Here is a 15,361-nt window from a genome sequence, read left to right as displayed (position 1 = left end):
ATGAGAAAGTTCCGCCGAGCTGCGGGAACGACGGCCGTCCTGGCCGTGGTCGCGCTGACGGCCAACGCATGTGCCGGCCAGGACTCCGCAGGAGCCGGCGGAGGTGACACGTCGGAGATCCACATCGGCGCGTGGCTTCCCCTCACCGGCGCCACGGCCGCGTACGGCGTGCCCGAGAAGGCGGGCGCCGACGCGTACTTCAAGATGCTCAACGCGTCTGGAGGCATCAACGGCCGCAAGGTCCGGTGGACCGTCAAGGACAACGCGGCAGACCCGCAGCAGACCGTCCAGATCGCACGTGAACTCGTCGGCCAGGACAAGGTCGTGGCCATCGTGAACGCGAACGGCACCTCCCAGGCGGAGGCGGCCTTCCCGTTCGTCCTCAATCAGTCCAAGGTCCCGGTCCTCAACGAGGTGGGCGGCAGCGAGTCCTGGTTCGAGCCGCCGCGCCCGGGCCTGTTCGGCACGCAGACCCTCTACGAGGACCAGGCCGCGGCGATCGCCGCCTGGGCGACGGAGGACGGTGCCAAGAAGGTCCTGGTCGTGCACAGTGACCCGGCCGCGTTCGTGAACGTGGCCGAACAGGTGGAGCCCGTCGCGAAGAAGGTGGATCCCTCGGTCAAGGTCGACCGGCTTACAGTCAAGTACCAGACCACCGACTACACCCCGGTCATCAGCAAGGTGAAGGCGGCCGGCCCCCAGGCGGTGATCCTGATCCTCACCTCCCCCGAGGCGGCCGCCTTCCTCAAGGAGGCCAAGCTCCAGGGACTCTCCCTGCCCACCTACGCCTACGCACCCGTGGCCGCCGAGTCGACGGTCTCCCTGGCCAAGGACGCCGCCGAGGGCCTCAAGGCCGTACAGCTGGTGAAGGCGCCCTCGGACCCGGACCCCGCGGTGAAGGAGTTCCGGACGGCGATGGCCAAGTACGAGCCGGATCAGGCCGCCGGTTTCCTCGCCCTGTGGGGCTGGAGCAACGCGAAGGTGTTCGCCGAGATCGCGAAGACCGTCAAGGGGCCCGTCACCTCCCAGTCCCTCACCGCGGCCTACGAGAAGGCGGCCAAGGTGGACCCGGGGGTGTCGCCGGTCATGAACTTCAGCGCCGGCAACCATCTGGGCACGCGCAGCGTGCAGCGAGTGGCGGTGAAGAACGGCGTCTGGACGTCTGTCGGCGACTTCTACACTCCGCCGGCCCGGGACTGAGCTGATCGATCACCGGGGCGCACCGACCCTCCGTCACACCCCCCGGTGATCGATCCCCAGCAGACTCGCCGCGGCCCTGAAGTCCGCCGCGTGATGACCGACCGACAGGGACCAGTGATGGCCGACGCCCGTGGCGCTCCACGCGTCGACCCACTCGCCGGGGTCCCGGCCGAAGTCGACGCGGCTGGTGGTGTTGCCGATCTCCAGGAGCGGTCCCGGGACGACGGTGCCCTCGGAGGTGACGAAGGACAGGCTGCCGTCGGCGTCCTGGCCGAGGCCGAGGAGGGTGACGGGACCGGGCTGGACGTCGAACTCCACACTCACGCCCCAGCCGCGCTTGCCGTGGTAGACGCCGAGCCCGCGCAGCAGCGGGTCGCGGGCGCTGACCGCGAGGTGGCCGGGCCCGTCGTGGCCCATCTCCACCACGCCGTCCTCGAAGTTCAGAGCCTGGATCTCGGTGAACGAGCCCCCTGAGCCGATGCTCTGGGAGGCGAACTGCGCGACGCTGGTGCGCAGTTCGTACTCGCCGGCCGCGGGGACGCCCCGGGCGGTCAGCAAGGAGGCGCCGAGGATCATGCCCGCGCCGAGCCGCTCGTGGAGTTCCCCGCCGAGGCCGCGATGGTAGTAGGCGAGCGTGTCGAGGCCGAAGTCGTCCACGAGCCGGTCGAGGGCGACCGAGACGGTCGCTCCCCAGGCGAAGTCCTCGTCCACCACGCTGTCGTCAAGGGTGAAGACCTGCCGTGCGAGCGCCATGCGTTCACGGGTCTCCGCCTCGGTCACCTGCTCCACCCGGTGCCGCAGGTCGTCGAACTCCAGCACTTCCGTGTGCGAGCCGAACGTCGTGGACAGCAGCGTGGGATCGGTCGACACATCGAGCATCCCCGGATAGAGATGCCCCATGAGGCCGTGCCGGGCGTGCCGCAGGGCCGCCCGGACGTGGGCGGCCCGGATCCACTGCTCGATGCGCCGCCAGGCGTTCTCCTGGCGCAACCACCCCGAGACCGACCGGAACGGGATGCCGGCACGACGGAAGACATTGCCGACCTCGGGCACCGGGCACTGTCCGCAGTAGGCCAGCCAGGCACCGGTGTCGAAGGACGCGTGGTCCATCCGCTCGGTCGGCTGGAGGTCGATGACCAGGACGGGGGCGTGCGAGCGCTGGGCGATCGGCAGCACCATCGACGAGGTCAGATACGTCGTCAGGAACAGCACGATCAGGTCGCAGTCCGCGCGGCGCAGTTTCTCGGCCGCCGCCGCTCCTTCCTGGGCGTCGGAGATGAACCCGACGTCGGTCACCTCCGCGTCCATCCGCCGGAAGCGGTCGGCGACGTAACGCGCCGACTCCCGCAGCTGCGGCAGGAGTCCGGGGAACTGCGGCCAGTATGTGCCGAGCCCGCCGGCCACGAGCCCGATCCGGGTGCGGCGCCGGGCCGCCGGGGGAAGCAACTCGCGCAGATGGGCGGCCTGTTCGGCGGTGCGGCCCGTGGTCGTTGCCGTCGTGGGGGCGGTCGTAGCCATGGATGGTGCTCCTTTGTGACGCCGACGGGTGGGCCTCGGCTCAGGCGCTGGCGATCCGCAGGTCCTTGTGGGTGCGGGCGGCGCTGGGCGAACGCGGGACGAGGACACGGACGATGTAGGCGCCGGCGAAGGCGGCCAGCGCCATGCAGGCGGTGATGGACCAGAGCAGGACGGCCGGGCTGTAGTCGACCAGGGCAGGGGTGAAGAACGCGGCGACCGCGAAGACCCCGCGCGACAGGGCGTAGGTGAGGCCCTGGGTGGTGCCGCGAGTGTCCGCGGGCAGGGTGAGCTGCGACCAGACCTTGTAATTGGCCTCGCCGGCGAAGGGGTTGGAGAGCTGGTAGAGGACGAAGAAGACGAGCATGCCGACCAGGGCACCGGCGGTCAGGGACGCGATCACGAAGGCGAGGACCTGCACGGCGGCGGCCACATAGAACAGCCGGTCGCGCCAAGGGCTGTCGGCGACGCGTACGAAGGCGATGGTCAGCAGGACCCCGATCGGGATGAAGGCCAGATTGATCCCGGTGGCCAGGCTCTGTGACGCGTCACTGACGGTGACCAGCAGATAGGTGCCGAACTGGCCGAAGGTGTTGGCTCCGAGACCCCAGGTGACGTAGAAGACGAAGGTCGCGGCCATCGGCAGCAGCGCGGCACGCGTCCACACGTTCTTCAACGCGATGCCGGACGGGCCGGCCGCGTCCTCCGTCTGCTGTGCGGCGGCCTGATCCTCCTCGGCGACCTGCTCGGGCGACAGCTTCAGCCGGGAGCGGAGGTGCCAGGTGACCAGTGCGGCGAGGGCCAGTTGGCCGGTGATGATCCGGGCTCCGGTCATGCCCGTCGTGGACAGGACGAAGCCGAGGAAGATGGCCACGGTGATGCCCAGCATCCACATGACCTGGGTGAAGGCCACGAGACGTCCGCGGGCCCGGGCGGGGGCGGCGTCCGAGACCACGGCCAGGGACGTCGGCAGGTCGGCGCCCGCCGCAAGGCCCGCGATGAGCACCCCGATCAGGAGGACGATGTCGTCGGGTGCCAGCGTGATGACGAGCGCGCCCACCGCGAAGCAGAAGATGTCCCAGTTGTAGACACGGCGACGCCCGAACAGATCGGCGAGCCGTCCGCCGACCAGGGATCCGACGGCGATGCAGATGGTGACGATCGCGCTGATCGCGCCGGCCATCCACACGCCCATGTCGTAACTGTCGCGGTAGATGGCCAGGTTCACGGAGATGCTGACGATCAGTCCGGCGTCGAGGTAGGAAGCCATGCCCGACAGGGCCGCGGCCTTCCACAGGTGCTTGGGGACGGGTTCTTCGGCCATGATGCGACTCCGTCGTCTCGTGACATCGCGGTTCCGGGCCGGATCGCAGAGAATATAGGGCGCGAAAAACGTTCCAACAAGATGCCGCGCAGATATCCATGGCAAGTCGCCGACCGTGTCCGGCGCTCCCTCGACCATGGCGCGAACCTTCCATGTCCCCTACGGTGTTCGCCATCTAAAAACGTTTTTAGGGGAAGGACCGCATCCGTGCTCTCCCCAGAACTTCAGCAGCTGTTCGAGGACCCGCCCCGCGACTTCGGCCCCACCCCCTTGTGGTGGTGGTCGGGCGCCGAGGTCACCCGTGACCGCCTGGCATGGCAGATGCGGGCGTTCGCGGACGGTGGCGTCCACAACCTCGTGGTGATCAACCTGGCGCCGACGGGGCCGAGTTTCGGCGCCCGCGCCGATGAGCCGGCGTGGTTCGGCGAGGAGTGGTGGGCCCGCTTCACCGACGCCTGCGAGATCGCCGCCGAACTCGGCATGCGCCTGTGGTTCTACGACCAGATCGGGTTCTCCGGCGCCAACGTCCAGGGCGGTGTCACCCGACGGCAGCCCGAGGCCGCGGGCCTGGCCCTGCGCACCCGCACGGCGGCCGTGCACCGGGGCGCGCTCGCCCTCCGGGACGGCGAGACCCTGGTGGGCGCCTACGACGCCGACGGCCGACGCCTGCCCGATCCGGTCGCGGTCGCGGACGGCACCCAGGTACAGCTGGTCACCGCGGTGCCCACGGCGTTCGACTACCTGGGCCGGGACGCCGTCGGCGCGTTGATGGACGCCATCCATCACGAGTACGACCGCCGTGTGCCGGAGTACCTGGGCAACGTCATCGCGGGCAGCTTCCAGGACGAACTACCGGGCACCAACGCCTGGAGCCGCCGTTTCCCGGACGAGTTCCGCGTGCGGCGCGGCTACGACCTGCTCGACCACCTGCCGGCCCTTTTCGGAACCCGCACCACGGACCGGGCGGCGAAGGTCCGCGCCGACTACTACGCGGTCCGCGCGGAGCTCACCGAAGAGGCCCTGTTCCGCCCGCTCGCCGACTGGCACCGCGAGCGCGGCATGCTCCTGGGCTGCGACCAGAGCAACCCGGCCCGCGCGGGCTACCCGGCCCAGTCGACGCAGCTCTACACGGACTACTTCCGTACCCACCGCTGGTACAGCGCCGCGGGCAGCGACCACCACGGCGATGCCAAGGTCCACTCCTCGATGGCTCACCTCTACGGCCACGAGCGCGTCTGGATCGAGGCGTTCCACTCCTCCGGCTGGGGCGGCACCCTGGAGGACACCTACGACTGGCTGCTGCCGTTCCTGCGCAGCGGTGCCAACCTCTACAACCCGCACGCCAGTTACTTCGGCACCGCGGGTGGCTGGTTCGAGTGGGCACCGCCCGCCACCGACTGGCGACAGCCGTACTGGAGGCAGTACCCGGCCTTTTCCCGGGCCGTGGCCCGGATCTGCTCGATCATGTCCTGGGGAAGCTACGAGGCCGACGTGGCGGTCCTGCACCCCACCGCCACCATGCAGTCCCTCCTCCCCCTGGACGCCCCCGTCCACCACTTCGGCGACGGCCGACTCGGCGCCCCGCATGCCGACGCCGACGAGACACAGCGGCACTACCTGGACCTGTGCGGCACCAACGACTGGCGGCGCCCCCGCGCAGGCGCGCTGGATATCCGCAGGGTCTCGTTCGACGTCATCGACGACGATTCCCTTCAGCGCGCCAAGGCCGCCGACGGCGCCCTGCGGATCAGGGATCTCGCGTACAGCGCGGTGCTGTTGCCCTCTGCGAGCGTCCTGGAGGAGGAGACGGCGCGTCGGCTGACCGAACTGCTCGATGCCGGCGGGCGGGTCGTGGTCGTGGGGCGGCCTCCGGCGGCGGCCGCGGGCGTGGCCGGTGACGACTCCGTCGTAGCGGCGCTGGTGTCCCATCCGCGGCTGGAGCGGGTGCGCGACGCCGAGGCGGGCGCGGCGGCGGTGGCCGACTCGGCCGGACACGTCACCGGCGAAGTGCCGCTGCTCGTCAGGAGGAAGGGGAACGCGGCGGTCGCCCTGGTGACGGGGGCCTTCCCCGACGCCTGCGTACGTGAACGGGGCGCCCGGAACTGCACCACCGATCCCGCGCGCTACTCCCGCACCTCGTCCCTCACCGTGCGCGCCCCGGTCGCCGAGGCCGAGGTCTGGAACCCGGCGACCGGCACCCGGAGCCCGGCACGCCTCACCGTCTCCGAGGACGGCGTGTCGACCATCGAAGTACGCCTGGACGGCGCCCCGGCCGTGCTCGTCGTATGGCGCGAAGGCGCACCGACGAGCCGCGCGGCCGTACCTCCAGAGCCGGACGAGACGATCATCGATATCTCGACCGGCTGGCAGGGCCGCCTGATCCCCACCATCGACAACCGGTGGGGCGATCTGGCGCTGCCCGCGGGGTCGTCCGTGGCCGAGCCGCAGATCTGGGACATGGCGTGGACGGAGACAGAGGCGCCGGACGCGGTGTGGCAGCGGACGCGCGTCACTTACGGCAACCGGGTCCGCGTCCTGCCGCCGGTTCCCGCCGCCGACGCCCCCGAGCCGCTCGACGCCGAGTCCGTCGAGCGGGTTCTGGACGGGGAGTTGCCCCTCGCGCCGGGGTGGGACGTGGCGGTGTACTCATCGAGCCGTGGGATCCCGGAGCCGGGAGGGCTGCTCGGCACCAAGGGTCTGGTGGACGAGGAGTTCGTACGCGTCCCCGTGCCCGGCGGCGGAACAGTCGCCCGAGTCCGGGCGATCGTGGAAACCGATCACCGGGGACCTGCCGAGCTGCACGTCGCCGCGGAGGCGGTCAAGCGCGTGTGGTGGGACGGCGAGTTGCTGGACACGGGCTGCGGGTATCTGGCCTCCGCGCCGGTGACGGTGGCCCGCGCTCGCCATGTGCTCGAGTACGAACTGGCCGACGCCCAGGGCCGGCCGTCGACGATCTCGGCCGCCGCCAATACACCGCTGGGCAGTTACTTCTGCCTGTCCGAGCCGGACGGATCCGCGGCGCGGCCGCGGTTCATGCGGCTGCCCGAGGGGGTGGGGCCGGACAGCGGCCCGGTGACGTACCGCGCACGGCTGCGCCTGCCCCGCGACGGAGCGCGGGCGGTGCTCGTCGTGGGTGCCGCGGCGGCGGTCACCGTGCTGCTCGACGGCGCTGTCGTGGCGCGGCAGGAGAAGGTGGAGTACTACGAGGCGGACTGGGGCGCGGTGCCGATGTTCTTCCGCCACGAGGTGGCTCTCGGGGCGGGCGAGCACGTGCTCGATGTGGTGACCGACGGCGACCGGGAGGCGGTGTTCGTCGACCTGGTGGCGCGGTCGACGGCACTGGTCAGTGGCGCCGGTTGGGAGGCGGAGTCGGGCGCCTGGCACGGACGTACCGTCGAAGACACCGTCAGACGCGGCGAGTTGCAGCACTGCCACGCCGCCGTGCGGCCGCACCCCTTGCCGGACACCGAGTGGCTCAGCGGCCCGCCGGTGCTCGGCAGCCGCATGCTCCCCGTACGGTCCACCGACGACGTGCATTCCTCAGCGCAACGCTTCCGCTTCACCGTGCCCGCGGGCTCGGTCTCGATCGATCTGCCGCTGGAGATTCCCGCGCGGGTGCGGGTCGGTAACGGCGTGGAGCGCCCGCTCGACGGCCAAGTGCTCACGCTGGAGCGGCCGTTGGGGGAACCGACGGAGCTGGAGGTCGTCACCGGGCCCACGGCCTTCCTGCGCGGGGGCGCCGCGTGGCGCGGGCCGGCACGGGTGCGTACGGTGCCGGCGCCGCTGGCTCTGGGGAACTGGAGCGCGCGGGGGCTGGGCAGTTGGAGCGGGGGCGTGGCCTACTCGCGGGCGCTCGATGTGCCGCCGGGGCCGGACTCGGTACTGGATCTGGGAAGGGTGCGGGGCAGCGTCGAGGTGGCGCTGGACGGGGAGATGGTCGGCGAGGCGTTCTGCGGGCCGTACCGCTTCGCGCTACCCGGCGCCGCGGGGCGCACCGTGCGGATCGAGGTGACCGTGCACAACACCCTGGCGCCGTATCTCGCCGAGGCGACACCGACCGCCTGGGCCTTCCCGTCCCAGCTCTCGTCGGGTCTGCTGGGGCCGGTGACGTTGCGGATTCCGGGCTCGTGATCAGAGGTCGGCCGGCGGCAGCGTGGAGTCCCGTACGACGAGGCCGGGCGCGAACACCCGGGTTTCGTGGACGTGTTCCGTGCGGGCCTCGATCTCGTCGAGCAGCATCTCGACGGCCGCCCGGCCGAGTTCCTCGACCGGCTGCCGGACCGTCGTGAGGGTCGTCGCCCCGAAGCTCGCGATGTCGAGGTCGCCGTAGCCGACCACCTGTACGTCCTCGGGAATGCGCACGCCCCGGTCGGTCAGTCCGCGGCACAGTCCCGCGGCGAGGAAGTCGTTGGTGCAGAAGACCCCGTCGGGCAGTTCGGCGAGCTGGTCCGCGATCTTCATGCCGTACGCCACCGTCATCTCCTGGGCCACGACCTGGTCGCAGCGGGCCTCCCGCCGGCTGCGCACCGCCTGCCGGGCGCCCTGGTAGCGGTCGGCGCACTGGCGGATCCCGCGCTCTCCGTTGACTACGAGGATGTCCCGCGCCCCGCGGTCCAGGAGGTGCTGCACGGCGATGCGCCCGCCGGCGATGTCGTCGACGGAGGCGGAGCAGCCTTCGCGCTCCGGCATCGCGCGGTCGGCCAGGACCAGGGGGATGCCACGATCGCGCAGCCGGGTGAGCCGTCCCGGATCGGCGCTGAGCGGAACGACCACGACACCGACGGCACGCTGTTCGACGAGCATGGTGAAGTAGCCCTGTTCCCGCTCCGGCGCGTCCCCGCTGTGACAGAGCACGAGCGCATAGCCGTGGTCGTATGCCGCGTCGGCGGCGCCCCGTGCGATGCGCGCGTAGAAGGAGTTGGCCACGTCGGGCAGGACCAGCCCGATCGAGGACGAGTGCCCGGTGCGCAGGCCGGAGGCGCCGGGGTGGGGGATGTAGTCGAGCGCCGCGATCGCGCTGCGGACGCGTTCGGCGGTCTGCGCGTTGACCCGCTCGGGCCGGTTGAGGACGTTCGACACCGTGGAGACCGAGACACCCGCCGCGGCGGCGACCTCCTGAATACGGGCGGGGCGTGCCGAAATGGCGTCCACCCCCTCGCTCTGGGAGCCGTGCGACCAGGCACGACAGTGGTCCTCATGGGCGACGCAAGTATAGCGCGGCTGCGCATAAAACGATTTTCCGCACGGGTTCGTTCCCGGCGGCGCCCAGCATCACCTCGGACTCGCCGCCGCGCACGGGGACCGCGTCGCCGTGATGTATGCGGGCACAGTCGTGGAGACCGGGCCGGTGCGCCATCCCTACACGGCGGCGCTCCTGTCGGCGGCGCCCTCGCCGGTGGCCGGCGGTGGGCGCGGGCGGCAGCGCGGCCTGCCACTTCCCGCTGGCGGAGGCGCCCGCCGCCGTGGGCTGAGTGCCCGACGCGCTCTTCTGCTCAACTCGCCCTTCTCGTACCGTCGTTCGCGTTTGATGTGGCCAATGTGACGGAAGGGTTCTCATGGGCAGAGGTCTGCTTGCGCTGGTACTCACCGCGGTCACCGGCGCCTCGCTGCTCACCGCACCCGCGAGCGCGGCCCCGCCCGGCCCCTCCGACGTGTACCGGCCGGTGCGCGGGCCGTCCGCGCCCGCCGAGTACCGCTACGCCCAGAAGACCGTGCCCGGCGAGTCGATCCCCCGCCACGCACACGACCTGGCCGCGGCGCAGGCCCGGAAGCTGCCGGTCGTCGGCGGCCGCTGGAAGAACGCCGGCCCCACGAACATCGGCGGCCGGGTCGTCTCCCTCGCACTCGACCCCAAGCGCGCCGACACCCTGTACGCGGCGGCCGCGAGCGGCGGTCTGTGGCGCAGCACGGACGCCGGGGCCACGTTCCACTCGGTGTGGCCCGACAGCTGGACGCAGGCCATGGGCGCGGTCACGGCCGCCCCGGACGGCACCCTGTACGTGGGCACTGGCGAGCCCAACCCGGGCGGCGGCAGCGTCACGTACGAGGGGACGGGCCTGTACCGGAGCCGGGACGGCGGCCGGAGCTGGACGCCGCTCGGCCTGCGCGACTCCGGGGCGATCAGCGCCATCACCGTCGACCCGGCCAACCCGCGCCGCATCTACGTGGCCGCGGCCGGCTCGCTCTACAACGGCGGCGGCGACAGGGGCGTGTACCGCTCGGAGGACGGCGGCGCGACCTGGGAGCGGATCCTCGCCGGTGCCAACGAGTTCACCGGCGCCACCGAGATCGTGGCGGACGGCGACCGCCTGTACGCCGTGCTGTGGGACAAGCGCCGCCGCCCCGATCTGCGCACGTACGGCGGTGTCGGCTCCGGCGTCTTCCGCAGCACGGACGGCGGCGAGACTTGGGAGCGGCTGGGCGGCGGACTGCCCGCCGTGGGCCCCGATGTGGGACGCATCGGCCTGGGCGTCGCGGGCGACCGGCTCTACGCCATCGCCAACAAGGCCAACGGCTCCTTCGAGGGCTTCTACGCCTCCGACGACGGCGGCGACAACTGGACCCGCACACCCGCCAACGACGACCTCACCAACTCGCAGTCCAGCTTCGGCTGGTGGTTCGGGAAGGTGTGGATCGACCCCCGGGACGCCGAGCACGTGCACGTGGCCGGGGTCGCCCTGCTGACCACCAAGGACGGCGGCGCCACCTGGAGCGCCGACGACACAAGCATGCACGTCGACCACCACGCCATGGTGTGGGACCCGCGCCGCGCCGACCGCGTCTACCTCGGCAACGACGGCGGCGTCTATCGCTCCGACGCGCGCGGCGACGGCGGCTGGGTCAAGTCCCGCCACCAGCCGTACACCCAGCTCTACAGCGCGGCGATCACCCCGCAGGACGTCACCCGGATCTCGGGCGGCGCGCAGGACAACGGCTCGCTGCGCTCCTGGGGCGGGGAGAAGTTCAACGAGTACCTGGGCGGGGACGGCGAGGAGAACCTGATCAACCCGGCCGACGTGAACAACGTCTTCGCCTGCTACCAGTACGGCAACTGCTTCCGCTCCACCGACGGCGGCGACACCCTTACGTACTTCGCCGACCGGACGACGTTCCAGCGCCGCAACTGGTTCACGCCGATGGCTTTCGATCCGCGTGACCCGAAGGTCCTCTACTACGGCTCCGAGGTCCTCAACCGCTCCACGGACGGCGGCGAGACCTGGCAGACCGTCAGCCCCGACCTGAGCGGCGGTCCGGGCTCCGACCCGCTCTACCCCAACTACGGCACCATCACCTCCATCGCCCCCGCGTCCGACGGCCGCACGGTCTACGTGGGCACGGACGACGGCCGCGTCTGGGTCACCAGGGACCTGGGCGCCACCTGGACGAAGCTGGCTGAGGGGCGCCCCTGGGTCACCCGGGTGGTCGTCGATCCGAAGAACCCCGACCGGGTGTGGACCACCCACTCCGGCTACCGCTCCGGCGACCCGCTCCCCCACGTGTACGGCAGCGCCGACGGCGGCCGGCACTGGCGCGACCTGTCGGGCAACCTCCCGGCGGCCCCCGTCAACGACTTGGTCGTGGCCCGTAGCGGTGTCCTCCATATCGCCACCGATCAGGGCGTGTTCACGTCCGTGACGGGCGGCGGGCGCTGGCTGCGCCTGGGCCGCGGCATGCCGCAGGTGCCGGTGGACGACATCGAGTACGACGCGGGGCACCACCGGCTGGTGGCGGCGACGTTCGGGAGGGGGTTCTACGAGCTGACCACGCTCTGAGGGGCGGGGACGGTCAGAGCCGTACCGCTCGCCGACCATCGAGTACTCGCTGCCCCGGGCCCGGTACGACACGGACAGCTCGGACGGTTACTGGACGCTCGGCGTCCCGGTCCGGGTGAAGTTCACGTCGCTGCACAGGAAGTACGTCTGGTCCATGTGCGATGCCTGCCAGATCGTGTAGACGACGTGGCGACCGGTGAGGCCCGGCATGCTCACGTCGATCGAGTAGTTGGAGGTCGCTCCAGGTCAGCGGCTGGGTGTTCGGGTCGAAGCCCTGGCGGGTGACGTAGACGAGGAAGTAGTCCGCGCCATGGCTGGCCTGGTCGTACAGGCGCACGGTGAAGTCGCTGCTGCCGATGTCCGTCGTCTTCCAAGGGCCGACGGTGTCCAGGGAGTTGGCCGCCGGAGCCGTTGCGGTACAGGCCGTTCCAGTTCCACATGGCGTTCGGGTTGTCCTGCCACGCCTGCCAGCAAAACGGGGGCGCGACGTCCGATTGCGCCACTCTTCCCACCCCGACCGACCGGCGATCGACAGCCTTGCCTTGCCTCCACACACGCCCTAGCCTGACTTTGTGCCGCTAATAAACAAAGCCCGAACGCACAACGCCGTGCCGGGCAACCGAAGCGACCTCACCCGACTCCGTATCGCCCTCACCGTCTTCTTCGCCCTCGACGGCTTCATCTTCGCCGGCTGGGTCGTGCGCATCCCGGCCATCAAGGAGCAGACCAACGCGTCCAGCAGCGCACTCGGCCTCGCCCTCCTCGGCGTCTCCGCCGGCGCGGTCGTGACGATGATGGTCACCGGCCGCCTGTGCCGTCGCTTCGGCAGCCACCCGATGACCGTGATCTGCGGAATCCTGCTCTCCCTCAGCGTCGCACTGCCCCCGCTCACCCACTCCGTGCCGGCACTCGGGGCCGTCCTGCTGGTCTTCGGTGCCGCGTACGGCGGGATCAACGTGGCGTTCAACAGCGCCGCAGTCGACTTGGTACGAGCCCTGCAACGCCCCGTCATGCCCAGCTTCCATGCGGCGTTCAGCCTCGGCGGCATGATCGGCGCCGGGCTCGGTGCGCTCGTCGCCGGTGCGCTGACTCCGACGCCGCACCTGCTCGGCCTCACGCTGATCGGGCTGCTCGTCACCGTGCTCGCGGGCCGCACGCTGCTGCGTATCCAGCCCCCAGAATCGCCCGAGAGTGCACCGCGAGGGGAGTCGGCGCCGCGCCGACCGGGGTCCCGTACCCGCCCGCTCGTGATCACCTTCGGCCTCATCGCGCTGTGCACGGCCTACGGCGAGGGAGCCCTGGCCGACTGGAGCGCGCTGCACCTGGAGCAGGATCTGGACGCCACGGCGGGTGTCGCGGCGGTCGGCTATTCCTGCTTCGCGCTCGCCATGACCATCGGGCGGCTCACCGGCACCCAGTTGCTCGAACGCCTCGGCCAGACGCGCACGTTGGTGTACGGCGGCACGACCGCCGCCGCCGGCATGCTGCTCGGCGCCCTCGCTCCCGCACTCTGGGCGGCCCTCCTCGGTTTCGTGATCGCCGGACTCGGTCTGGCCAATCTCTTCCCTGTCGCCGTCGAACGCGCGGGCGCACTGGCCGGCCCAGACGGGGTCGCCATCGCGTCCACGTTCGGCTACGGCGGCATGCTCCTGGGCCCGCCCGCCATCGGGTTCATGGCGGACTGGTTCTCCCTTCCCACCGCCCTCACCAGCGTGGCGGCACTGGCGGCGGCAGCCGCGCTCATCGCCGTCGTGACGCGGCGTGCGGCGGCCGGCTGAGGCGCGGGGGCTCGGCTACGGAGTCGGCACTGCTCCTCGTATCGAGAGGTTTGCGTTGTGACGAATCGGTGAGGCGCACGGGATGTCGCGCAGCTTCGTCACAGCAGTCACTCCGGTAAGACCTGTATCCAACCGCCCGCCAGGACCTGCATCCCATGGCGCTCATCCGCTGCGCTCTGCGCAGGGGGCGGTGTGGTGAACCAGGCCACGGACACCGCACGCGACCGCGACGAGACCCCGGCGCGCGAGGAGACCAAGCAGCGCGACGCGTTCTTCGACAACGCCAAGTATCTGGCGATCGTGCTGGTGGCGATGGGACACGCCTGGGAGCCGCTGCGTGACGGAAGCCGGACCGTCATGGCGCTCTACACACTCGTGTACGCCTTCCACATGCCGGCGTTCATCGTCATCTCCGGCTATTTCTCGCGTGGTTTCGACGCGCGCCCGGAGCAGCTCAAACGGCTGGTGACCGGTGTGGTCGTCCCGTACGTCGTGTTCGAGACGGCGTACACCCTCTTCACCCGGTGGACCGACCAGGTGCCGGACCGTCCCGTCACCTTGCTGGATCCCCTGTATCTGACGTGGTTCCTGGTGGCGTTGGTCATCTGGCGGCTGACCACGCCGCTGTGGCGGTCGGTGCGCAGGCCCCTGCCGGTCGCCCTCGCCGTCGCGATGCTGGCGACCATGGCGCCGAGCATCGGCAACGACCTCGATCTGCAGCGCGCCTTGCAGTTCCTGCCGTACTTCGTGCTGGGCCTGTCCCTGAAGCCCGAGCACTTCCGGCTGGTCCGGCGGCGTGCGGTGCGGATTCTGGCCGTGCCGGTGTTCATGTGCGCTTTCGTCGCGGCGTACTGGGCGGTGCCCCGGATGACCAGTGCCTGGTTCTACCACCGTGACAGCGCCCCGGAACTCGGCGCACCGGCCTGGTACGGGCCCGTGATGACGCTGGTCACCTTCGGCTGCTCGATGCTCCTGGTCGCCTGTTTCCTCGCCTGGGTGCCGGGGCGGCGCATGTGGTTCACCGTGCTGGGCGCGGGCACCTTGTACGGCTATCTGCTGCACGGGTTCGTGGCTCAGGGCTCCAAGTTCTGGGGCTGGTACGACCCCGCCTGGGTCCATGGGCCGCTGGGCGCCATCGCCGTCACCGTGGTGGCGGCCGGTGTCGTCACCGTGCTGTGCACGCCGCCCGTGCGGCAGGTCTTCCGCTTCGCCGTGGAACCGAGGATCAGCTGGGCTTTCCGGCAGAACGCGTTCCGAGGGAGCCCTCAGGCGGCCGTCGCACCATATAGAGATCGATCGGGTCCTGAGCTTCTACGGTGAACCCGTGGCGCTCGTACAGCCGTCGGGCGGCGCTGCCCCGCAGGACGTTCAGGCGGACGGGCATGTGGTCGGCGTCGATCCGCCGCAGCAGTGTGCGCAGGACGGCCGACCCGAGTCCCCGGCCCTGGAGCCGCGGAGCGAGATAGAAGTGCTCCAGCCACCGCCCGTCCTCGGCCGGGCGCACGGTGACGCAGCCCGCGAAGGCGCCCTCGGCCACGATGACCGACGTGTGCTGCGGCGAGAAGGAATCCCGCAGCCGCTGCCGGACCCGATGCTCGTCGAACCGTCCCAACCGCTCCAGATCCGGGCGCATCACCGTCGCCCGCAGCTCCGCGATCGCCTCGACATCCGCCGGCTCAGCGGCACGCAGGGCCCATCCCATGGGACGGCCCGCCGTCCCACCCTGCTGTACCGCGTTCACCTGCGCACTTGGGTCCATGGCCGGAGTATCT

Annotated in this window: 9 protein-coding genes and 1 pseudogene; 5 read left to right on the top strand and 5 right to left on the bottom strand. The window is 71.0% G+C overall.

Annotated features, from left to right (window positions below; translation table 11 throughout):
• Positions 1-1,200 (top strand): ABC transporter substrate-binding protein, encoded by a 1,200-nt coding sequence (locus tag ACTWQO_RS05470; RefSeq protein ID WP_443236060.1) that lies wholly within the window; start codon positions 1-3, stop codon positions 1,198-1,200.
• 33 nt (positions 1,201-1,233) lie between these two features.
• Here the strand turns inward: ACTWQO_RS05470 and ACTWQO_RS05465 are convergent, their stop codons facing one another.
• Both ACTWQO_RS05465 and ACTWQO_RS05460 read right to left on the bottom strand, forming a co-directional pair.
• Positions 1,234-2,718 carry an arabinose isomerase gene (locus tag ACTWQO_RS05465; RefSeq protein ID WP_443236059.1) on the bottom strand — a complete coding sequence of 495 codons (1,485 nt, stop codon included), beginning with the start codon at positions 2,716-2,718 and terminating at the stop codon, positions 1,234-1,236.
• A gap of 40 nt (positions 2,719-2,758) precedes the next feature.
• On the bottom strand, positions 2,759-4,039 hold the full coding sequence (locus ACTWQO_RS05460) for an MFS transporter (protein WP_443236058.1): 1,281 nt from the start codon (positions 4,037-4,039) through the stop codon (positions 2,759-2,761).
• A 207-nt stretch (positions 4,040-4,246) separates the two neighbouring features.
• On the opposite strand from ACTWQO_RS05460, the gene ACTWQO_RS05455 reads away from it, so the two are divergent.
• Positions 4,247-8,170: a glycosyl hydrolase gene (locus ACTWQO_RS05455; protein ID WP_443236057.1), complete on the top strand. Its 3,924-nt coding sequence runs from the start codon at positions 4,247-4,249 to the stop codon at positions 8,168-8,170.
• Here ACTWQO_RS05455 and ACTWQO_RS05450 read toward each other — a convergent pair whose 3' ends face one another.
• Positions 8,171-9,190, bottom strand: coding sequence for a LacI family DNA-binding transcriptional regulator (locus ACTWQO_RS05450; protein ID WP_443236056.1), 1,020 nt, complete (start codon positions 9,188-9,190; stop codon positions 8,171-8,173).
• A gap of 404 nt (positions 9,191-9,594) precedes the next feature.
• Between ACTWQO_RS05450 and ACTWQO_RS05445 the strand changes: the two genes are divergently transcribed.
• Complete coding sequence (locus ACTWQO_RS05445) at positions 9,595-11,811, top strand: WD40/YVTN/BNR-like repeat-containing protein (protein WP_443236055.1); 2,217 nt, start codon at positions 9,595-9,597, stop codon at positions 11,809-11,811.
• A gap of 87 nt (positions 11,812-11,898) precedes the next feature.
• Here ACTWQO_RS05445 and ACTWQO_RS05440 read toward each other — a convergent pair.
• A pseudogene (locus ACTWQO_RS05440) lies at positions 11,899-12,314 on the bottom strand (lytic polysaccharide monooxygenase).
• A 105-nt stretch (positions 12,315-12,419) separates the two neighbouring features.
• On the opposite strand from ACTWQO_RS05440, the gene ACTWQO_RS05435 reads away from it, so the two are divergent.
• Together ACTWQO_RS05435 and ACTWQO_RS05430 are read left to right on the top strand one after the other, a co-directional pair.
• Positions 12,420-13,589, top strand: a complete 1,170-nt coding sequence (locus ACTWQO_RS05435; RefSeq protein WP_443236054.1) for an MFS transporter — start codon at positions 12,420-12,422, stop codon at positions 13,587-13,589.
• A 195-nt stretch (positions 13,590-13,784) separates the two neighbouring features.
• Positions 13,785-14,909, top strand: a complete 1,125-nt coding sequence (locus ACTWQO_RS05430; RefSeq protein ID WP_443236053.1) for an acyltransferase family protein — start codon at positions 13,785-13,787, stop codon at positions 14,907-14,909.
• On the opposite strand, the gene ACTWQO_RS05425 is transcribed toward ACTWQO_RS05430, so the two are convergent.
• Entirely contained in the window at positions 14,815-15,291 is a 477-nt protein-coding gene (locus tag ACTWQO_RS05425) for a GNAT family N-acetyltransferase (protein WP_443236232.1), read from the bottom strand. The genes ACTWQO_RS05430 and ACTWQO_RS05425 overlap by 95 nt on opposite strands.
• Positions 15,292-15,361 lie beyond the last annotated feature (70 nt).

This window comes from Streptomyces sp. 4N124 (assembly GCF_052245395.1).
In the GTDB taxonomy this organism is placed as follows: Bacteria; Actinomycetota; Actinomycetes; order Streptomycetales; family Streptomycetaceae; genus Streptomyces.
Note: the sequence above shows the minus strand (reverse complement) of the source record. Positions and strands in the feature narration are given on the sequence as shown.

Excerpts from the sequence above, each read along its gene's own strand:
- ACTWQO_RS05470 (WP_443236060.1), top strand. The coding sequence starts at position 1 with ATGAGAAAGTTCCGCCGAGCTGCGGGAACGACGGCCGTCCTGGCCGTG.
- ACTWQO_RS05465 (WP_443236059.1), bottom strand. The coding sequence starts at position 2,718 with ATGGCTACGACCGCCCCCACGACGGCAACGACCACGGGCCGCACCGCC.
- ACTWQO_RS05460 (WP_443236058.1), bottom strand. The coding sequence starts at position 4,039 with ATGGCCGAAGAACCCGTCCCCAAGCACCTGTGGAAGGCCGCGGCCCTG.
- ACTWQO_RS05445 (WP_443236055.1), top strand. The coding sequence starts at position 9,595 with ATGGGCAGAGGTCTGCTTGCGCTGGTACTCACCGCGGTCACCGGCGCC.
- ACTWQO_RS05425 (WP_443236232.1), bottom strand. The coding sequence starts at position 15,291 with ATGGGATGGGCCCTGCGTGCCGCTGAGCCGGCGGATGTCGAGGCGATC.